The organism is Chryseobacterium sp. LAM-KRS1, assembly GCF_013184525.1.
Classification (GTDB): domain Bacteria; phylum Bacteroidota; class Bacteroidia; order Flavobacteriales; family Weeksellaceae; genus Chryseobacterium; species Chryseobacterium proteolyticum.
Genome location: NZ_JAAOIZ010000001.1, coordinates 532,869 through 554,906 on the forward strand (window position 1 = coordinate 532,869; position 22,038 = coordinate 554,906).

The window sequence follows — 22,038 nt, forward strand, 5'->3', positions numbered from 1 at the left end:
TGAGTATCCCTGCGAGGACAATTGTATAAAAATAAAAATCCCCTAAAACCTTAGGGGATTTTTTTACTATGCATTTAAATATTTAGCCTATTTCAATACCGTTTTCAACATTGCTGTCATCCGGAGTAACGAAAGATAGTTTTCCATCCGGCTTTGTGGTTAATAATAACATACCCTGAGATTCTATTCCACGAATTTTTCTTGGAGCCAGGTTTAATAAGATCATCACCTGTTTTCCAATCAATTCTTCCGGAGTAAAACTCTCAGCGACTCCTGAAACTACTGTTCTTACATCAACTCCTGTGTCAACCGTGAACTTTAATAGCTTATCGGCTTTTTCTACTTTTTCAGCCTCTAAAATGGTAGCCGTTCTTAAGTCTATTTTGGTAAAATCATCAAAAGTAATTTCCTCTTTCATCGGTTTTGCGTTAGGATTTGTTTTTTTATTATTCTGTTTTGTATTCTCCAGTTTTTGGATCTGTGCTTCTATAACGTCATCTTCAATCTTAGAGAAAAGAAGAGAGGCTTCATCGATGGTATGCCCGCTTTCAATTAAAACGGATTTTGTCTCTACATCACTCCAGCTTAATTTCTGAACATTGAACATTGTCAATAGCTTTTCCGAGCTGAAAGGCATAAATGGTTCACACAACTGAGCGAGAGCTACAGCAATCTGAGCCCCTACAAATAAGGAATGTGCTGCTTTTTCAGGGTTATCTTTAATCGTTTTCCATGGTTCTTCAGTTTGAAGATACTGGTTTCCAAAACGAGCTAAATTCATTAAAGCTGTTAATGCATTTCTGAACTCGTAGTTTTCTAAGAATCCTGAAATTTCTTTTGCAGATTTATTAATTTCCTGTAATTCGGGAGAATTTTGATCACCCTGTGGAACCACTCCGTTATAATATTTATGGATAAGTACCGCAACCCTGTTAATGAAATTACCAAAGATTCCTACTAGTTCCGAGTTATTTTTTGTTTGAAAATCTTTCCACGTAAAATTATTATCCTTTGTTTCAGGAGCAGAAGAAAGAAGAGCATATCTCAAAACATCCTGTTGTCCCGGGAAATCCTCAACATACTCATGGGCCCATACCGCCCAGTTTCTTGAAGTTGAGATTTTATCGTTTTCAAGGTTCAGGAACTCAAATGCCGGAACATTTTTAGGCATTATATAATCTCCGTGTGCCTTCATCATTGCCGGGAAAATAATACAATGGAATACAATATTATCTTTTCCGATAAAGTGAATCAGGTCACTGTCTTCACTTTGCCAGTAGTCCTTCCAGTTTTTTCCGTTTTTCTCTGCCCATTCCTGAGTGAATGAAATATATCCGATAGGAGCATCGAACCAAACATACAATACTTTTCCTTCGGCATTAGGAAGTGGAACCGGAACTCCCCAGTTGAGGTCCCTGGTCATTGCACGTGGTTTTAATCCGTCATTTAACCATGATTTTACCTGCCCATATACATTGGGTTTCCAGTCGTCTTTATGGCCTTCAATGATCCATTCGTTTAAGAAATCTTCATATTCATTTAAAGGTAAATACCAGTTTTTGGTTTCTTTAAGGATGGGAACATTTCCACTTAACATTGATTTCGGATTGATCAGTTCTGAAGGAGAAAGGGTAGTACCACATTTCTCACACTGATCTCCGTAAGCATTTTCATTTCCACAATTAGGACATGTTCCTACAATATAGCGGTCTGCTAAAAACTCGTTAGCCTGCTCATCAAAATATTGTTCAGAAACTTCCTCAGTGAATTTTCCCTTTTCATATAATGTTTTAAAGAAATCCTGGCTGGTTTCATAATGTTTTTTAGAAGTGGTTCTGGAATATTCATCGAATGAAATTCCAAGATCTGAAAAAGATTTTTTAATGATCTCATGATATTTATCCACAATATCCTGAGGAGTAACTCCTTCCTTTTTGGCTCTTATGGTAATAGGAATTCCGTGCTCATCCGAACCACAGATAAACGCTACATCTTTTCCTGACCTTCTTTGAAATCTTGCGTAAACATCCGCAGGAATATAAACACCTGCCAAATGTCCTATATGAACCGGTCCGTTTGCATAAGGCAAAGCTGCCGTAATCATCTTTCTGTTTGACATTTATAGTAATAATTTAACTACAAATATACGGATTATCTCCCGAAAATTCTTGATGGCCCTTAATATTAGCAACAATAAGCGATTATTGGGAAATAAATATTACATTTTGTTAAACGTTTGTTTAACTTTTTGTTAATCCTGCGATAATATTATGCAATGCATAAGATCGTGTAAATTAATGAAAAGCAGAAATCTAATCTTTGGACCGCGTTTAATTTACATAAAATTATCTAAAGTTTTATTAAATTTATGATAATTCTAATTTTTTTCTAAATTGCAAGCATGGTTTTCACGCCATTATTACTACAAAAACGAAACTATATAAAAAAAATATTGTGAGAAATTTTACAACGGTATTAAAAATAGCACCTGCTTTTTTATTAGCCAGTTCAATGGTTTATGCACAAGACTCTGTGACTAAAGAAAAGAAAATAGAGGAAGTGGTGCTGATTGGATATGGAAAGCAGAAGAAAACAGATTTAACAGGATCTATTACTGCTTTATCTACAGCTGATTTTAATAAAGGAGCAGTAATGACTGCAGAAGGACTTATTAATGGAAGGTCCTCAGGACTTGTTATAACACAATCTGGTACTCCAGGTAATGAGGCTACTATTAGAATTAGAGGTGGTTCCTCCCTAAATGCTAGTAACGATCCATTATTGGTTGTTGATGGCTTACCTCTGGATGGTGTTTCCTTATCTACCATTAATCCTAATGATATCGAATCTTTTTCGATACTTAAGGATGCTGCATCCACAGCAATATATGGATCAAGAGGGTCTAATGGTGTAATTTTAATTACTACAAAAAAAGGGAGTAAAAGATTAAGAGTCTCGCTTAATGCTTATAGTACAGTTAATACACTCGCAAAAAAAATTAAGGTATATACAGGTGATGAGTTTAGACAAATTATCAATCAATACGCTCCTAGTAAGTCAAATCTGTTAGGTGATTCAAATACTGATTGGCAAAATGAAATATTTAAGACAACTGTAACTACGGATATTAATGCTTCAATATCTGGAAGTTTGTTTGGAAGAGTACCAACTCGGTTCTCTGTAGATAATATGGATAATTCAGGATTATTGATTACCTCCAGATTTAGAAGAACTTCTGCAAATATAGCATTAAGCCCTAGTTTTTTTGATGATCATTTGAAGTTTAATATTACTGGGACTTATTCTTACACATTTCAAAACAAAGCAAGTGAAGATGCAATAAAAAATGCAATTTCTTATGATCCAACACAATCTGTGTATGATGCTACTTCTCCTTATGGCGGATATAGAGAATGGATTGCTCCGGGTACAAACAGACCTGTTGGTGTAAGCAATCCGGTTAGTATGCTTTTAAATAAGCACGATGTGCAGAATTTCAGAAGGTTTTTTGGAAATATTAATATGGAATATAAATTTCATTTTCTTCCAGAATTAAGGTTGATTGTTAATGCAGGATTAGACAGTAAAGAGCTGGATGGTCATGTTGTAACTAATAAATATTCCAGAAGTGGATTTTATTCTGTTAAAAATGTATTTGATTTCTATGGAGAAGATTCTTATTCTGATGAAAGTATCTTAAATAAAAATACAAACATCCAGTTTAATTATACCAAAAGTTTTGGGAAGTTTAATCTGGAAGCAATGGGAGGATACGAATACCAAAATTATCATAAAGTTAGTTCAGTATCAGGGAACACATTACTATATGGATTAGATCCTGACAATAATTTCTACAATCCGGACTCAAAGCCAGACGTAAATCTGCAGGCTTTCTTCGGACGATTAAATATAGGTTTTGCCAATAAATATTTACTTACTGTTAACTATAGAAAAGATGGATCTTCCCGTTTCAGTAAAAATAACAGATGGGGTGATTTTGGTGGAGTTGCCGCAGCATGGAAAATTTCAGAAGAAAACTTTCTGAAGGGAAATACAACTCTTTCGGATTTAAAACTAAGAGCAAGTGTCGGGAAAACAGGTCAACAGGATATCGGAATCTATAGATATGATTATTTTAAAACCTATAATGTCTCGTCAACTCTTTATTATCAATTTGGAAATCAGTTTTATGAAATTGCAAAAGCAAATGGGTATAATCAAAATCTGAAATGGGAAGAAAGTTTAAAATATAATATTGGAGCTGATTTTGGGCTTTTCAATAATAGAGTTAAAGGAACTTTAGATTTTTATTTAGCTGACACTAAAGATCTTTTATCAATAGTTCCGGAAGGACCGCTAGAAAACCTAAGAATTATAGGCCCAAAGAATATTGGAAAATTACAGTCAAAAGGGATTGATCTTGGATTGGATGTCAAAGCTGTTCAACAAGAAAACTTTAATTTGAGCTTTAATTATAATTTATCTTATAATAAAATTAATATTAAACAATTAGAAGTCAATGGTATTGATAGAGGAGGTGTTGGTCTTGGTGGTTTTGTTCAGACCTTTAGGGAAGGATATTCTCCTTACGCTTATTGGGTTTATCAACAAGTTTATGATGCAAATGGTAAACCTGTTCAGGGTGCATATGTTGATAGAAATGGAGATGGAGTTATAAATTCAGCTGATAAATACAATTATAAAAAGCCCCAGCCAGATGTTACAATGGGATTAATGGTTAATTCTACTGTTGGTAAAAACTGGGATTTCTCTATGGCTTGGAGAGCAAGTTTAGGCAATTATGTATATGATAGAATCTCTGCTGACAGGTCTCATTTGGGAAATATCAATAATACGATTGATAATACGATAAATAACGCTCCTATTGATTTTAATTCGACTTATTTTACAGAGCCGCAAAAATTGTCTGATTATTATATTAAAAATGGAAGTTTTCTAAAACTTGATAATGTTACTGTAGGCTATACTTTTAATAAATTTATCGGTAGCAATTCCTCATTGAGATTATACGCAGGAGCTCAAAATGTTCTTATTATTACAAAGTATAAAAACATCGATCCGGAGGTGTTTGAAAATGGCATCGACAGCTCTATTTATCCAAGAGCAAGAATGTTTACTCTGGGAATTAATGCTAATTTTTAATCGTTTTTACAATGAAATTTAACAAAATAAAAATACTGAAATTAAGAAACCTTGCTATTGCGGGTATTTTTCTTTTTGCAACTTCGTCTTGCTTAAATGACCTGGATGTGAAAGTTAATGATGATGAATTATTTACTTCTGATCAATTCTACTCCAATCCTGCTTCCTATAAACAATATTTAGCAAAGATATATGCAGGTCTTGCTGTAACTGGTCAAAAGTCAGCAAATGGAGAATCAGATCTGGGAAATGAAGATGATGGTGGACCGAACGAAGGTTTCTCTCAATACTTAAGAGGTTATTGGCAATTACAAGAACTTACCACAGATGAAGCAATTATCGCTTGGGGAGAAAGTGATAATCCCACTATTAGAGATCTGAATTTTAATACGTGGAATGCTGATAATGTTTTTAATGAAGCATTTTTTGCAAGAATATTTTTTCAAATAGGACTAGTAAATGAGTATTTAAGGGAGACAACGGATGAAAAATTAAATACAAGGGGGGTATCCAATGATTTGAAAGCTCAGATTAAAACATATAGAGCCGAAGCAAGGTTTTTGAGGGCTTTATCATATTATCATGCAATAGATATTTATGGTAAAATGCCTTTTGCAACTGAGAATGATCCCTTACTAGTAAAACCTATTATGCAATCAAGAGATTTTGTTTTTAATTATGTAATCAATGAATTGAATTCTATTGAAGGAGATCTTCCAGGTCCGAGAATGAATGAATATGGAAGAGCAGATAAAGCAGCAATATGGATGCTAAAAGCAAAACTTTATCTTAATTCTAAAGTTTATACTGGTATAGACAAAAGTTCTGAGGCCTTAACAGAGGTTGAAAAAGTGATTAGTTCAAATTATAAAATTGCCCAAATTCCTTATCCAAACTTATTTAAAGCAGATAATAATAGTAATGGAGCTCAGGAAGAAATTATTTTTCCAATTGCATTTGATGGTATAAAAACAAGAACATTTGGTGGAACCACATATTTGATCCATGCAAGCTGTACGAATGAAGTAGGTGTTGGATTAGGAATTGATTTTGGATGGCAGGGATATCGAGTTAGACAAGAGTTTATGCAATCTGTAGGTAATACTGATCCAAGAATATTGAAAGTTGCAGGAAATACTGATCCGGCGTCTATTTCTGATTATTCAAAATTTGAACAGGGAACTAAACTGATTAAATTCTCCAACAAAACTTCAACAGGGGCAAACGGAAGTGATGCGAATTTTGCAGATGCAGATTTTCCTTTATTTAGAGTAGCAGATGCATATCTTATGTATGCAGAGCTTGCTGTAGTTAATGGAAAAGGTAATATTGCAACAGCCTTGTCTTATATTAATGCATTACGAACAAGGGCTGGTGCACCGGCAGTTTTGCAATCAGCATTAAATCCAGCATTTATCTTGAATGAGAGAGGAAGAGAGTTATATTGGGAAGGATATAGACGTCAGGATTTGATCAGATTTGGAAAATACACTTCAGGATATACTTGGCAATGGAAAGGAGGAAGTATGAGTGGATCAGATCTTTCTAATACAAGAGTACTTTTCCCAATACCTAGAAAGTATTTAAATCTGAACAGCAATCTCTCTCAGAATCCAGGTTATTAATTAAAAATAAGAAAATGAATAAATATTTAAAAATAGGGATATTCTTTATTGTAGGATTTCTTATTCTTTCCTGTGAAAAAGACGAAGATCAAGCGATTATTACAGAAATAACAAAGAGTACAATTACACCAGATAAAACAGGAATCGTTTTAGATAAGGATAATCCGGATAATGTAGCATTAAATGTTACATGGAGCAAATCAGTTTTTGATTTACCGGTAGCTTATACTCAACAATTGCAATTTGCAATAAAAGGTAAAAATTTCGAAACATCTTCTACTGTAGATGCTACAAATTCACCGCTTGTTTTTACGAATAAGCAACTTAATAGTATTGCTTTAAGTTTAGGTGCTACAGTTAATATAGCAACAGAGATTGAAGTCCGGTTAAGAACTCTTGTTGGTGCAGGGCCTTTCTACTCAAATATAGTTACCTTAACAATTACCCCATATCTTTTAGGACCTGTTTATAACTATACAGATCTGTATTTAATAGGAGATGCCACGTCAGCTGGATGGACAAATACAACTGCTAATACTAATTTCCTTCCATTGCAAAAAACTGCTACTACCGGGATCTATTCTTATACTGGGTATTTTGCACAGGGAGCGTTTAAAATGATTAAAACTCCCGGATCATGGGATCCACAATATGGTTTAGGTTCTCCAGGAATATTAGATACAAGCGGAGGATCAGGAAATATTCCGGTAGCAGCTGCGGGGTATTATAAGCTCAGTATTAATACAACCGCTTTGACTTATACATTAGTATCCGTACCTGCTCCGTCAACAACTTATACAACTATTTCAATGATTGGAACAGCATCAGGTGACTGGAATACGGATCTTGATCTTCAGAAATCAACTTTTGATCCTCATATCTGGGTGAAGAAGAATGTTGCAATGAATTCCGGTGAATTTAAGTTCAGAGCTAATCATGATTGGGGAACAAGTTGGGGAGTAGCACAGGAATTCTTTGGAGTAGCAGCCGTAGGAGGAGCCAACATTCCTTTAGCTACAGCATTCCATTATGATGTATATTTTAATGATATAACAGGTGAATATTCTGTAATTCCTGTATTTTAAAATATCCTGAAAAATACTATATCAAATATTAAATTACATAGAATTTAAAAAGTAAGGTGTTGCTTTTTAGTAACGCCTTATTTATTTTTTAAACATATAAATAGTCATTATGAAGAAAATTACAGTTGGAGCTTTATTGTTTTCAATGATGTTTGCGGGTGTTAATGCACAAACTTTAAAATCGCCGGACGGAAAGTTCGAAATGGACTTTCAGCTAAAGCAGGGAGTACCTTATTATAACTTAAAATATAATGGGGCAGTAGTTGTTGAAGATTCTAAATTGGGATTGAGATTATTTAAAGACACAGCTATTAAATTTGCCTCTGAAATTGCAAAAGCAGAAGACGCTAAATTTGACCTGAATAACGGGTTTACCAAGACAGATGAGAAAAGGGATTCTAAAAATGAAACCTGGCAGCCTGTACTTGGAGAAAAGAAAAACTATATCAATAACTATAATGAATTAGCTGTTACGCTTAATCAGGCTTCCACAGACAGAAGCATTGTGGTAAAATTCAGGTTGTTTAATGACGGATTAGGTTTCCGATATGAATTCCCACAACAGAAGAACCTTAATTATTTTGTGATCAGAGAGGAAGATTCTGAAATTGATTTTCCGACAGATATGAAAGCATGGTGGATTGTGGCTGATTATGATTCTCAGGAGTACCAATATCAGGAAACAAAAATTTCCGAAATCCCGGGTCGATGGGACAAAGCGTTTGATGCCAATGCTTCTCAGTCATTGGTTAAAAATGCAGTTCAGTCTCCTTTAATGTTAAAGAAAGAAGGTAAAAGTCCTTTATACGTTAATGTAGCTGAAGCAGCGGTTTTGGATTATCCTGCTTCGCATCTGGAAGTGGATGCTAAGAATTTTAAATTTAAAACGCATCTTACAGCCGACAGACAAGGCGCGAAAGGATATATTCAAACTCCTTCTGTTACGCCATGGAGAACGATTATAGTATCTCCAAAAGCAGAAGAGGTAATGGACTCAAAAATGATATTTAATCTTAATGAGCCGACTAAATATACCGATACTTCTTATATTCACCCTACAAAATATATGGGTGTGTGGTGGGAAATGATCATCGGAAAATCCCAATGGGCTTATTCTACGGCAGAAAATGTTCATTTAGGTAAAACCGATTTTACCAAATTAACTCCAAACGGAAAGCATGCTGCGAACAATACTAAAGTTAAAGAGTATATCGACTTTGCTGCTGAAAACGGATTTCAGGGACTTCTGATCGAAGGTTGGAATATCGGTTGGGAAGACTGGTTTGGACATTCAAAGGAATTTGTTTTTGACTTCATTACACCTTATCCGGATTTTGATATCAAAATGCTGAATGATTATGCCCATTCCAAAGGGATCAAATTGATCATGCATCATGAAACTTCAGGTTCGGCAACCAATTATGAAAGATGGTCCGATAAAGCTTTCCAGTTAATGAATAAATATGGATACGATGCTGTAAAAACAGGATATGTAGGAGATATTATTCCAAGAGGAGAGCATCATTATTCTCAGTGGACGATCAATCATTTTTACAGAATTGCAGAGAAAGCGAATGAATATAAGATCATGGTTAATTCTCATGAATCTGTACGTCCGACAGGAGAAAGCCGTACCTATCCGAATTACATTTCCGCAGAAGCAGCCCGTGGAACGGAATATGAGGCATTTGGAGGAAATAATGCAGATCATCAAACCATTTTACCATTTACAAGATGGATGGGAGGCTCAATGGATTATACTCCGGGAATTTTCCAGACTAAACTGGATTATTACTTCCCAGGTGATAAACGATTTGTAAAGACTACTTTGGTAAAACAGCTGGCATTATATGTTACCATGTATATGCCGCTTCAGATGGCTGCCGATCTACCTGAGAATTACAAGAAGCATATGGATGCTTTCCAGTTTATCAAAGATGTAGCAGCGGATTGGGACGATACAAAAATCCTGGCAGCAGAGCCTGGAGATTACGTAATTACAGCCAGAAAAGCTAAAGGAACCGACAATTGGTTCGTGGGTGGAATTACAGATGAGAACAAACGTGAATACACAGTAGACTTCTCTTTCCTGGATAAAGGTCAGAAATATGAGGCAACAATTTATGAAGACGGTAAAGACGCTGATTATATTAATAATCCTCAGAGCTATAACATCTACAAAAAACAGATTACAAGCAAGTCTAAAATCAATTTTAAAATGGTAAGAAGTGGTGGTTTTGCAATCTCCATTAAGCCCATAAAATAAATTTTAAGAACCAACTTAAAACTTAAACCTTACAGGTACATGATTCCTGTAAGGTTTTTTTAAACCAGTCCATTATGAAAAAACTATATATAATATTAGCTCTTTTGACAGGTTGCTTTGCTTTTTCCCAGTTGAAAACATTAGAAAGAGTAGAGCCTGCATTTTGGTGGAAAGGGATGAAAAATCCTGAGCTTCAGTTATTGATTTATGGAAAGAACATCGCAGATTATGGGATTGAGCTGTCCAATGGTATTAGAATTAAAGATATTCGGAAAGTTGAGAACCCAAACTATCTCTTCGTTACCATTAATACGGATGAAATTAATGCTTCTGAGTTTAAAATCAACATAAAAAGAGGAACTGAAAATATAGCTTCTTATTCTTATGAACTCAGACAAAGAAATCCCAATTCAGCCAACAGGGAGTCCTTTACCTCTAAAGATGTGATGTATCTGATCATGCCGGATCGTTTTGCTAATGGTGATGAGAAGAACGATTCTCAGCCTGATCTTACTGAAAAAGCAAACAGAAAGCTTCCCAATGGAAGGCATGGTGGCGACCTCCGCGGTATTATCAATAATCTTGATTATATCCAGAATTTAGGTGCTACATCCGTATGGCTAACTCCGGTTACTGAAGATAATGAAAAAGTATATTCTTATCATGGATATTCACAAACAGATCTTTATAAAATCGATGGACGTTATGGTACCAACGAAGATTACCGTGAACTGTCCCGTGAACTGAATAAGCGGAATATGAAACTTGTTTTGGATTATGTTACCAACCACTGGGGAGTTTCACACTGGATGATCAGGGATCTGCCAACCAAAGATTGGATCCATTGGTTTGATGAAGGAGAAAAAGGCTTCTATCGTTCGAATTATAAAACAACGACTCAGTTTGATACCAATGCATCTGATATTGATACAAAATATGCTTTGGATGGATGGTTTGATAAAACAATGCCCGACATCAACCAAAAAAATCCTTTGGTTCTGAAATATCTCATCCAGAATGCAATCTGGTGGATCGAATATGCCGAGCTGGGAGGTTTTCGTGTGGATACCTATCCTTATAACGATAAAGAAGCGATGGCAAAATGGGCAAAAGCCATTACTGATGAATATCCGAAATTTAATATTGTTGGTGAAACGTGGTTATATACGGCCGGTCAGATTTCGGCCTGGCAGAAAGATTCAAAAACAGGAGAAGCTGCTCACTATAATTCCAATTTACCTTCTGTAATGGATTTTATGCTGTATGGGGATCTATCTAAAGCATTTACTGAAAAAAATGGTTGGGATAGCGGGCTGATTAAATTGTATAACGTATTTACCAGTGATTTCCTGTATCCTGATATTGATAATATAATGGTCTTTTTCGAAAATCATGATACCGAGAGATGGAATGAAATTTTTAATGCTGACCCGGATGCGTACAAAATGGCTTTAACAGTAATTTCAACTGTCCGGGGAATTCCGCAAATATATTATGGTTCTGAAATAGGAATGAAGGGGGATAAAAAGAAAGGAGGAGATGCCGATATTCGCAGAGACTTTCCGGGAGGATGGAAATCAGACAGTCAAAATGCTTTTAATCCTTCAACCCAAACGGAAAAGCAAAAGGAATTCTACACTTTTACCCAAAAACTTCTGAACTGGAGAAAAGGGAAAGAGGTTATTCATACGGGAAAAACCAAAAATTATATTCCCCAAGACAATGTTTTCGTATATTTCAGGTATAATGAAAAAGACAGTGTTATGATTGTTTTAAATAATAATAAAAAAGAGCAGGTTTTGGATTTAAAACGATTTGCTGAATCTATAGGCACCATTAAAAAGGGAAAAGATATCATTTCAGGGAAGGAATTTTCATTACAGAACACCATCACCATACCTGCAAAAACATCGCTTGTGATTGAATTACAAAAATAATGACATCAAATATCTTAAATTAGAATATGAAAAAAATAACAATCATTTATACGCTGGTACTCCTGGTGTTTACTATCAACTATTTTTCAGCGCAGTCTAAATTCGAGAAAGATAAAGCTGAGATCGGAACCATGCTCGACGGGTTCAATATTGCTGCTGCCAAAGCAGATTATACCGCATATTTTAATTATTTTGCTGATGAGTCCACATTCATCGGGACTGATGCTACAGAAGTTTGGGATAAGAAAGCTTTTATGATTTGGGCTAAGCCGTATTTTGATAAAAAGAAGACCTGGAATTTTACTGCTTTGAAAAGAAATGTGTATTTCAGTAAAGACGGTAAACTAGCCTGGTTTGATGAATTACTGGATACGCAGATGAAAATCTGCCGTGGTTCCGGTGTGGTGGAAAAAATAAACGGAAGCTGGAAAGTAAAACAATATGTCCTTTCCGTAACGGTTCCAAATGATGTAATAGATAAAGTGGTGGCTGAAAAGGCACCGATTGAGGATGTGCTTTTGCAGCAATTGAAAACCAAATAACAGACAATGGCTAAAAAAGTAAAACCGAATCTTTCCATGGCTCAGATCATCAATATGAGTATGGGATTTTTAGGGATTCAGATGGCTTTTGGTTTACAAAACGGAAATGCCAGCCGGATTCTTGCCAACTTTGGAGCAGATGTTCACGAGCTTTCCTGGTTTTGGTTGGTCGCTCCCGTTACCGGATTGATTGTTCAGCCTATTATCGGTCACATGGGGGATAATACCTGGAGCCCATTGGGAAGAAGGAAGCCTTACTTCTTAATAGGAGCCATTTTGTGCGCAATAGGCCTGGTACTACTTCCCAATGCTGCTTCCGCAACCCATATGATGGCAGCAAATGTCTTATTATTAGCTGTTATATTTTTGGCCATGATGGATGCATCCATCAATGTTGCAATGGAACCGTTCCGTGCGCTGGTAGGGGATATGCTTCCAAAACATCAGGGAACAATCGGATTTTCTGTTCAGACAATACTGATAGGAATCGGAGCGGTTATCGGGTCCTATTTGCCGGATTGGTTAACTCAACTTGGAATTTCCAACGTTGCTCAGCCTGGTTTTGTAGCGGATAATGTAATTTATGCCTTTTATATCGGAGCAGGGTTTTTACTGGCAAGCATACTGTATACCATAGTGAGTACAAAGGAATATTCCCCAGAGGAGTTTGCAGAATTTGAAAATGGAAAAGAAATGGTTCAAGAGCCATCTAAATTTACTGATATCTTCAAAGATTTTGCTAAAATACCTTTGCTTATGAAGAAATTAGGTGCAGTTCAGTTTTTTTCATGGTTTGCTCTTTTTACGATGTGGGTATTTACCACAAGTGCTTTGGCAACACATCATTTCGGACTGTCCCCGCAGGATACTCATTCAGCTGAATTCAATAGGGCTGGCGATCTTACAGGAAAATTGTTTGGATATTATAACTTGTGGGCAATTCCGTTTGCTTTTCTGCTCACCCCAATCGCCAAATTAATCGGAAAAAAACAAACTCATGCATTAGCTCTTTTTTGTGGAGGGATAGGACTGATTTCTATGTACTTTATCAAAGATGTAAGTTATCTGAAAATCTCAATGATAGGATTAGGCTTTGCCTGGGCAAGTATTTTAGCAATGCCTTATGCGATGCTGATTGATGCTATTCCTCAAAAGAAAATGGGAGTATACATGGGAATCTTTAATTTCTTTATTGTAATTCCTCAGATTATCAACGGTCTTTTTGGTGGGCCTATTGTAAGCGGACTCTTTGGGAATTATGCAATTGGGTATGTTGTTGTAGGAGGTGTTTGTATGTTGCTTGGAGCTGTCCTTACGATGATTTTTATTAAATCTGAAGATGAAACACCTAAAGAAATTGAAGAAGAAATTCAACAGGTCCATTTTTAATTTTATATTAGTAATAATATATCAGATATTAGAAGTTAGAAGGCAGCAATACAATTATGTCGAAAAATATATCAATAGAAGCGGGCTTTAGTCCGCTTTTCTAATTTATACAAATAGCTTTAGCCAAAATATAGTTTAAATTACAGATTTATTCATCATAAATGAAGTTTGCAACTGTTCCATAAAATTGATGAGATTATTTAATATATCTATATTCAAAGAGAATAATAGCTCAATTATACATCTGCAATTTTAGAATCTCTGATTGCCCCCTTATGCTGATTATTTTCGCTTTACTTTTCTATCTTAACGAAATCCAAAATTAAGGAAGCTTTTTAACCTTTCTACAAAAAATACTAATCCTCCTGTAATGAAAAAGGTGGGTTTAAACCCACCTCAACAATAAGAGTATAAAAACGGCTTAGCCAAAACTTACATTTTTATTAGCTCAATTGAATTATACCAGTTCTTCAATCTCAGCAATTACTTTTGATAAATTTGTTTCTTTCAACTGTGGAACCATGGTTCCCTCAGATTTGAAAACTTTGATATCCGTAATACCGATGAAACCGAATAAGGTTTTTAAGTAGGTTTCCATATTTTCAATAAGTCCATTTTCATACACACCTCCGGATGCGAAATTCAGGTATATTTTTTTATTTTGCAGAAGACCTTTTGGAACCCCGTCAATATAAGAAAATGTTTTCCCTGCAACAGATATGCTATCGATCCAGGATTTTAAAGTTGACGGAAAACTGAAATTATAAAAAGGAACTCCTATAACAATAATATCTGCATCCTGAACTTCTTTTAATGCTTCGTTAGAATATTTTGAAGCTTCTTTCTGTTCATCATTCTTTTCCTCATCCGGAATTCTTGAAGCACTAAAATGATGAATCTCCAGATGGGGGATAGGATTTAAACCAAGATCACGGACAACAACCGTGCTCCCGGGATTTTTATCCAGTAATTGATTGATAACAGTCTGAGATAATTTATTGCTTATAGAATTTTCTCCTACAATACTTGTTTTGATATTTAAAATGTTAGCCATTTTGTTTAAATTTTTTTGTTTTTATTAATGTCAAAATTATTGTAAATTTACTTTCAAAAGTATAGTGGTTACCTAAAGGAAAGTGGAATAATGGAAAAACAACATAATCATAAAGATTGTACAAAGGCTCTTAAACCTGTTCAGGATACATTGGATGTCATTAATGGGAAATGGAAATTACAGATCATCATTTCTTTGAATGCCGGAAATAAGCGTTTCACAGAGATTGAACGTAGCATTCCCAAGCTTACTTCGAAAGTTTTAGCCAAAGAATTAAAGGAATTAGAACAAAATGGTTTGCTTGAAAGGGTTGTGAAGGATACATATCCTGTTTCTATTGAATACTTACCGACGGAATATACAAAAACACTTCACCCTGTGGTAGAATCATTGGGAAATTGGGGTAAAAATCACCGTCAGCATATCTTTGGGACAACAATTGAAGAAGAGGCGAAGAATGACGATGTGGCTGAATAGATGAAAAGCAAAATGGCAAAAATGCCGAAAGGCGAAAAGTCAGAACAGTTAAATCGTTTAATCGCTAGGAATGTTTGTTGAAAAAAGTTTTTATCAAAGGGTGAAAGTTGTTCATCGACAAAGATGGCGATTTTGCAGTTCCGCAATTCAGCGATTTTGCCTTTTCACCTTTCAACGATTTCACCTTTTTTCCTTTCTTACCCTACATCAATATCCACTCCGTCTACGCTCCGTACATTTGTACCATAATTAATCACAATATGAAAACAGTATATCATAAATCAGATTCAAGAGGCCATGCTAATCATGGTTGGTTAAACAGCTACCATACTTTCAGTTTTGCAAACTATCAAAATCCTGAAAGAACAAACTTCGGAGTTTTAAGAGTGTTGAATGACGATACCGTCTCTCAGGGAATGGGATTCGGAACACATCCTCACAGAGATATGGAAATCATTTCTATTCCATTAGAAGGAGATCTGGAGCATAAAGATTCAATGGGTACAACGGCGGTTATCAAAAAAGGAGAGATTCAGGTAATGAGTGCCGGGACAGGTGTTCAGCATAGCGAATACAATAAAAACAAGGATGAGGAGGTGAAATTTCTTCAGATCTGGGTGTTTCCAAGAGAGCTGAATGTAGAGCCCCGATATGATCAGAAAAGCATCAAAGAAGGAGAGAAAATTAATGGTTTCCAGCAGATTCTTTCACCCAACAAAAATGATGATGGAGTGTGGATTCATCAGGATGCATGGTTTAACCTGGCTAACTTTACAAAAGGGAATGGTAAAAACTACGTATTTAACAAAAAAGGAAATGGGGTGTATGCATTTGTTCTAAAAGGAAGTGCAAAAGTAGGCGACAGAATCTTAAATGAGAGAGACGGATTAGGAATCTGGGATACCCAAAGCTTTAATATTGAAGCAATCGAGGACACAGAAATATTATTGATGGAAGTGCCAATGGAATTACCATCTTATCTAAAATAAAAATTAAATTTGTAGACATTAAAAAAATTAAACAGAATGAAAGTTTTAGCAATAGCAGGAAGTAATTCCGAAGCATCAATGAATAAGCATTTGGTATCCTACGCAGCTTCTTTGTTTGCGGGAAAAGCAGAAGTAGAAGTAGTAGACCTTAACCCTTTCGAAATGCCTATTTATAAGCATGAGAGAGAATTGGCAGGAGGAGTACCTCAGGAAGCAAAAGATTTTGCAGCAAAAATTGATGGCGCTAATGTACTCTTGGTTTCTTTACCTGAACATAACGGAACATATTCAACAGCTTTTAAAAATGTATTTGATTGGGTTTCAAGAATCAAGGACAGAACAGTATGGAATGAAGTACCAATGCTTTTAATGTCTACATCACCGGGAGGGAGAGGTGGAGCCGGGGTTTTGGAAGCCGCAACAAAACGTTTCCCTTTCCACGGAGGAAATATTGTAGAAACATTCTCTCTTCCTTTCTTCAACGATAATTTTGATAAAACAGCTGAAAAGATCTCTAATGAAGAAAAAGATAATGAGTTGAGAGAGAAAATTATTAAGATTTCTGCCATTGAAACAATCCTTGAAAAATAGAATTTGAATTTTAATTTAAAATTACTATTTTTGCAAAAAGAAAAAGAGATGAAAATTCAGTCCACTTTCAAAGAATGTTTTTCCATAAAAGGGAAAACTGTGGGCTCTAAAATTCTCAGATAAAATACTGGCCGATAATCTACTAAGATTGTCGGCTTTTTTATTTTCTAAATTTTAAATAAAATTATAATATAAAAAGGTAGGATATACTTCAGATGTAAGATATTAGATTTTCAATAGTCTGCAATCTGAAATCTGGCATCTAAAATCTAAATAATAACATGAGCAATACTTACAAATCTGCAGGAGTAGACAAAGAAGAAGGATACAAAACCGTTGATAAGATCAAAAAAGCGGTTGGTGAGACCCACAATTCCAATGTACTGAACCATTTGGGAAGTTTTGGGGCTTTCTATGAAATCGGTGGATATAAAAATCCGGTACTCGTTTCCGGTACGGATGGAGTAGGAACTAAGCTTAAAGTAGCTTTAGATTCTAAAAAATATGATTCTATCGGTGTAGATTGCTTCGCAATGTGTGCCAATGATATTTTATGTCACGGTGCCAAGCCATTGTTCTTCCTGGATTATCTGGCTTGTGGAAAATTAGACTCTGAAATTGCAGCAGAAATTGTTTTAGGAATGGTAGAAGCCTGTAAAGATAACAACTGTGCATTGATAGGCGGTGAGACCGCTGAAATGCCGGGGATGTATCAGCCTGGGGACTATGATGTTGCAGGATTCTGTGTAGGAATTGTTGAAAAAGATCAGATTATTGATGGCTCTAAAATAAAACCGGGAAATAAGATCATTGCATTACCAAGTTCAGGATTCCATTCCAATGGATTTTCACTGGTAAGAAAAGTATTCCCGAATTTTGAAGAAGAATTTGAAGGAAAACCTTTGTATGAAACTTTATTGGTTCCTACAAGATTGTACTATAAAGATATTCATAAAGTAATCGGAGAAGTAAAAGTTGCAGGAATCGCTCACATCACGGGAGGTGGGTTGTATGAAAATATCCCAAGAATTATTCCTGAAGGTTTGTGTGCTTCTATCGATGCTTCAAAAATACAGATCCCAAGCATAATGCTTGAACTTGAAAAAAGAGGTGGAGTAGCGCGCGAAGAAATGTTCGGAACTTTCAATATGGGAGTGGGAATGATCGTTGTTGTAGATGCTGAACATGCCGAGAAAGTTTTACACCTGCTGGATGATGCTTACGAAATAGGAGAAATCACGGAAGGAAGTGAGAAAATAAAATTAACATTTTAAAAGACTCAAATGTCAGATATCAGATACAAGACGGAATAGTCTGAAATCTGATATCCGACATCTAGTATCTAAATTAATGAAAAACATCGTTGTACTCGTTTCTGGTTCCGGGACCAATCTTCAGAGAATCTTAGATACCATTGAAAGTGGAGAAATCCAAAATGCAAGAGTGTCCTTGGTTGTTGCAGACAGAGAATGCTACGGGCTGGAAAGAGCAAAAAATCATCATATAGAAAATATACTCATTCCAAGAGGGAAAAATTTCAGCAGTGAATTGAGCAAAGTAATTCCTGAAAATACTGATTTAATTGTATTGGCAGGGTTCTTATCTATTCTGAAACCTGAATTCTGCGAAAACTGGAATGGTAAAATAATTAATATTCATCCTGCTTTGCTCCCCAAATTTGGTGGAAAAGGAATGTGGGGAATGAATGTTCATAATGCCGTTATTGAAGCTAAAGAAAAAGAAAGCGGGGCAACAGTTCATTTTGTAACTCCGGGAATTGACGAAGGCCAGGCTATCCTTCAGAAAGCATTTGACGTTACAGAAAATGATACTCCGGAAACATTGGCTGAAAAAGTACACAAGATTGAGTACGAAATTTTTCCGATAGCGATCAATAAAGTATTAGGGAATTAATACAATATACCTGTTTGATAAGATTACATTGCTGGAAAGGGACATTGTTACAATTAAAAAAAATCTAAGTAAAATAAAAGTAAATCCGGGGGTGAAAGACCGGGAATACAGTTTGAGATAGCTGTGAAAAGTAAAAAATTGAAAGTAAGATGAGTAAAAAGAGAGTTTTAATCAGTGTTTCTGACAAAAGTGGATTAATAGAATTCGCTCAGTTTTTGGAAGCTCAAAACTACGAATTGATTTCTACCGGAGGTACCTTCAAACATTTGAAGGAAGCCGGTCTGAATCCGATTCAGATTGATGAGGTGACCAATTTCCCTGAGATGCTGGATGGCAGAGTAAAAACCCTGCATCCAAAAGTTCATGGCGGGCTCCTTGCTGTCCGTTCCAATGAAGAACACATGAAGACGGTTCAGGAACACGGAATTGGTTTGATCGATATGGTTATTGTAAACCTTTATCCTTTCTTTGAAAACGTAAACAAAGATATTTCTCTACATGAAAAGGTAGAATTTATCGATATCGGTGGTCCTTCAATGCTTCGTTCAGCAGCCAAAAATTTTGACTCTGTTACTGTAATTACTGATGTTGAAGATTATACAACCGTAAAAATTGAAATGGAACAGAATGGAGACACGTATATCGAAACCCGTAAAAAGTTGGCCGGTAAAGTGTTCAATCTTACTTCTGCTTACGATGCTGCTATTTCAAGAATGCTTTTAGAAGAGGAATATCCTACTTATTTAAGTGCATCTTATAAAAAATCTGCTGATCTGAGATACGGTGAAAACCCTCATCAGACTGCTGCTTACTATGTTTCCACTTTCGAAAACGGAGCGATGAAAGATTTCGAACAACTTGGAGGAAAAGAACTTTCCTTCAACAATCTTCGTGATATGGATCTTTGCTGGAAAGTGGTTACTGAATTTAAAGAAGAGATGGCTTGTTGTGCAGTGAAACACTCTACACCTTGTGGCGTGGCGATCGGGACTTCAGCATTGGAAACGTATCAAAAAACTTTTGAATGTGATCCTATTTCAATTTTTGGCGGAATTGTTGCAATGAACTATAAGATCGATGCGGCTACTGCTGAAGAATTAAACAAAACTTTCCTTGAAATTGTTATGGCTCCTGATTTTGATGAGGAGGCTCTTGAAATTTTAAGAAAAAAGAAAAACCTAAGAATTATAAAGATCGTAAATCCGGTTTCCGATAAGCAGACATGGGTGAAAATTGATGGAGGAATGCTGGTTCAGGATAACGATACTTATTTCTCTGAAGATATTAAAGTAGTTACCGATGTACAGCCTACTGAAGAGCAGAAAAAAGCATTGCTTTTCTCTCAAAGGGTTGTAAAATATGTAAAATCTAATGCGATAGTAGTTTCTAACGGTATTCAGGCTTTTGGAATCGGAGGAGGCCAGGTTAACAGAATCTGGGCAACTCAGCAGGCAATCGAAAGAGCTAAAGAGAAATTCTCCGGAAATCTTGTATTAGCTTCAGACGCTTTTTTCCCTTTCCGTGATGTTGTAGATTTCTGCGCTAAGGAAGGTATCAAAGCGATCATCCAACCGGGAGGAAGTGTAAAAGATCAGGAAAGCATCGAAGCTGCAAATGAGCACGGAATTCCGATGATGTTTACAGGAGTTAGACATTTTTTACATTAATTAAATTAGAATTAAAAAGTAGTTTTGAGGTGGCATTTATCGCTTTCAAAATTATATATTTGTATAATATAGACTAGATAATTAAATAAAGTATGAGAATCTTAATCATAGGTGAAGGTGGAAGAGAGTCTGCATTGGCAGCGAAACTTCATGAAGACTCCAGAGTTACTAAAATGTTTTTTGCTAATGGAAATGCAAGTACGGATGTAATAGGGAAAAATGTTCATTTATCAGAAATTAAAGAACTTAGAGACTTTGCTATCAAGGAAAAGGTGGATCTAACGATTGTAGGTCCTGAAGCTCCACTTGTAGCTGGTTTGAAAGATGAGTTTAAGAAACATGATCTTAAAGTTTTTGGTCCGAACCAGAAAGTGGCAAGTCTTGAAGGAAGCAAGGCTTTCTCTAAGAAATTTATGCAGACCTATGATATTAAAACAGCAAAAGCTGTAGTATTTGATTCATATAACGAAGCTAAAGAATACGTTCAGACTCAGGAATACCCTTTAGTGATCAAAGCAAGTGGTTTAGCAGGCGGAAAAGGGGTTGTAATTTGTGATACTCTGGAAGAAGCTGAAGCTACAATCCACGATTTCATGATTCGCAGAATTTATGGAGATGCAGGTATCCGTTTGGTTATCGAAGAATTCTTACAAGGTTTTGAAGCTTCAATCATTGCTTTCTCAAACGGAGAAAAACTATTCCCTTGTATTGCTGCTAAAGATTATAAAAAAGCCGGAAACGGAGATACAGGGCCTAATACAGGTGGTATGGGATCTGTGGCACCAAGCCCGGAATTTACTGCTGAACATCAGGCTGATTTTGAAAAAAATATTTTGGAGCCTACTGTTCGCGGTCTTAAAGAAGAAGGATTCAGCTTTAAAGGGATTATCTTCTTCGGATTAATGGTTACTAAAAACGGGACTTACCTGCTTGAATACAACATGAGATTCGGAGATCCTGAAACTCAGGTATTGATGGCTCTTATGGAAAACAATCTTTTGGATGTAATCAATGACTGTATGAGCGGAAAAGACATCGAGCTTAAGTTTAAAGACGAAAAAGCCGTATGTCTGGTAATGTGTTCAGGAGGTTACCCGAGAAATATAGAAATAGGCTTCGAGATCAAAGGAGAAGATAAAGTAAAACACAGTCAGTTGCTACACGCCGGAGCGATCCGAAAAGGAGACAAAGTGGTTTCCAACGGGGGTAGAGTTCTTAACCTGGTTGCAACGGGTGCTACTTATGAAGAAGCTCGCAAGAAAGTATACGAAGATGCACTTCCGGTTCACTTTGATTACAGTTTCTACAGAGAAGACATCGGAAAGTTTTAATAAAAATC

At 35.8% G+C, this 22,038-nt stretch carries 16 protein-coding genes; 14 read left to right on the plus strand and 2 right to left on the minus strand.

What is annotated here, in order from left to right:
- Positions 1 to 82: 82 nt before the first annotated feature.
- Entirely contained in the window at positions 83 to 2,119 is a 2,037-nt protein-coding gene (gene metG / locus G9C87_RS02415) for a methionine--tRNA ligase (RefSeq protein ID WP_172277747.1), read from the minus strand.
- Positions 2,120 to 2,454: 335 nt separating this feature from the next.
- Between metG and G9C87_RS02420 the strand changes: the two genes are divergently transcribed.
- The 7 genes from G9C87_RS02420 (at position 2,455) to G9C87_RS02450 (ending at position 14,007) form a co-directional block, all read left to right on the plus strand.
- Positions 2,455 to 5,163 (plus strand): SusC/RagA family TonB-linked outer membrane protein, encoded by a 2,709-nt coding sequence (locus G9C87_RS02420; RefSeq protein ID WP_172277749.1) that lies wholly within the window; start codon positions 2,455 to 2,457, stop codon positions 5,161 to 5,163.
- An 11-nt stretch (positions 5,164 to 5,174) separates the two neighbouring features.
- Positions 5,175 to 6,788: a RagB/SusD family nutrient uptake outer membrane protein gene (locus G9C87_RS02425; protein WP_172277751.1), complete on the plus strand. Its 1,614-nt coding sequence runs from the start codon at positions 5,175 to 5,177 to the stop codon at positions 6,786 to 6,788.
- A gap of 14 nt (positions 6,789 to 6,802) precedes the next feature.
- Entirely contained in the window at positions 6,803 to 7,873 is a 1,071-nt protein-coding gene (locus G9C87_RS02430; RefSeq protein ID WP_172277753.1) for a SusE domain-containing protein, read from the plus strand.
- A gap of 109 nt (positions 7,874 to 7,982) precedes the next feature.
- The gene (locus G9C87_RS02435) at positions 7,983 to 10,139 is read left to right on the plus strand and encodes a glycoside hydrolase family 97 protein (RefSeq protein ID WP_172277755.1); all 2,157 of its coding nucleotides are present in this window, start codon (positions 7,983 to 7,985) and stop codon (positions 10,137 to 10,139) included.
- Positions 10,140 to 10,213: 74 nt separating this feature from the next.
- On the plus strand, positions 10,214 to 12,076 hold the full coding sequence (locus tag G9C87_RS02440) for a glycoside hydrolase family 13 protein (RefSeq protein WP_172277757.1): 1,863 nt from the start codon (positions 10,214 to 10,216) through the stop codon (positions 12,074 to 12,076).
- Between the two features lie 26 nt (positions 12,077 to 12,102).
- Positions 12,103 to 12,618, plus strand: coding sequence for a nuclear transport factor 2 family protein (locus G9C87_RS02445; protein ID WP_172277759.1), 516 nt, complete (start codon positions 12,103 to 12,105; stop codon positions 12,616 to 12,618).
- Between the two features lie 6 nt (positions 12,619 to 12,624).
- Positions 12,625 to 14,007: an MFS transporter gene (locus G9C87_RS02450; RefSeq protein ID WP_172277761.1), complete on the plus strand. Its 1,383-nt coding sequence runs from the start codon at positions 12,625 to 12,627 to the stop codon at positions 14,005 to 14,007.
- 457 nt (positions 14,008 to 14,464) lie between these two features.
- On the opposite strand, the gene G9C87_RS02455 is transcribed toward G9C87_RS02450, so the two are convergent.
- The gene (locus G9C87_RS02455) at positions 14,465 to 15,061 is read right to left on the minus strand and encodes an FMN-dependent NADH-azoreductase (RefSeq protein WP_172277763.1); all 597 of its coding nucleotides are present in this window, start codon (positions 15,059 to 15,061) and stop codon (positions 14,465 to 14,467) included.
- Positions 15,062 to 15,151: 90 nt separating this feature from the next.
- Here G9C87_RS02455 and G9C87_RS02460 point away from each other — a divergent pair, with 90 nt between their 5' ends.
- The 7 genes from G9C87_RS02460 (at position 15,152) to purD (ending at position 22,030) form a co-directional block, all read left to right on the plus strand.
- Positions 15,152 to 15,538 (plus strand): winged helix-turn-helix transcriptional regulator, encoded by a 387-nt coding sequence (locus tag G9C87_RS02460; protein ID WP_172277765.1) that lies wholly within the window; start codon positions 15,152 to 15,154, stop codon positions 15,536 to 15,538.
- A gap of 260 nt (positions 15,539 to 15,798) precedes the next feature.
- The gene (locus G9C87_RS02465; RefSeq protein WP_172277767.1) at positions 15,799 to 16,527 is read left to right on the plus strand and encodes a pirin family protein; all 729 of its coding nucleotides are present in this window, start codon (positions 15,799 to 15,801) and stop codon (positions 16,525 to 16,527) included.
- A gap of 36 nt (positions 16,528 to 16,563) precedes the next feature.
- Positions 16,564 to 17,118 carry an NADPH-dependent FMN reductase gene (locus tag G9C87_RS02470; protein ID WP_172277769.1) on the plus strand — a complete coding sequence of 185 codons (555 nt, stop codon included), beginning with the start codon at positions 16,564 to 16,566 and terminating at the stop codon, positions 17,116 to 17,118.
- Between the two features lie 281 nt (positions 17,119 to 17,399).
- On the plus strand, positions 17,400 to 18,392 hold the full coding sequence (purM, locus tag G9C87_RS02475; protein WP_172277771.1) for a phosphoribosylformylglycinamidine cyclo-ligase: 993 nt from the start codon (positions 17,400 to 17,402) through the stop codon (positions 18,390 to 18,392).
- Positions 18,393 to 18,468: 76 nt separating this feature from the next.
- Positions 18,469 to 19,032 carry a phosphoribosylglycinamide formyltransferase gene (gene purN, locus G9C87_RS02480; protein ID WP_172277773.1) on the plus strand — a complete coding sequence of 188 codons (564 nt, stop codon included), beginning with the start codon at positions 18,469 to 18,471 and terminating at the stop codon, positions 19,030 to 19,032.
- A 149-nt stretch (positions 19,033 to 19,181) separates the two neighbouring features.
- Positions 19,182 to 20,699 carry a bifunctional phosphoribosylaminoimidazolecarboxamide formyltransferase/IMP cyclohydrolase gene (gene purH, locus G9C87_RS02485; RefSeq protein ID WP_172277775.1) on the plus strand — a complete coding sequence of 506 codons (1,518 nt, stop codon included), beginning with the start codon at positions 19,182 to 19,184 and terminating at the stop codon, positions 20,697 to 20,699.
- A 92-nt stretch (positions 20,700 to 20,791) separates the two neighbouring features.
- A complete protein-coding gene (purD, locus tag G9C87_RS02490; protein ID WP_172277777.1) occupies positions 20,792 to 22,030 on the plus strand; it encodes a phosphoribosylamine--glycine ligase in 1,239 nt (412 codons plus the stop codon).
- Positions 22,031 to 22,038 lie beyond the last annotated feature (8 nt).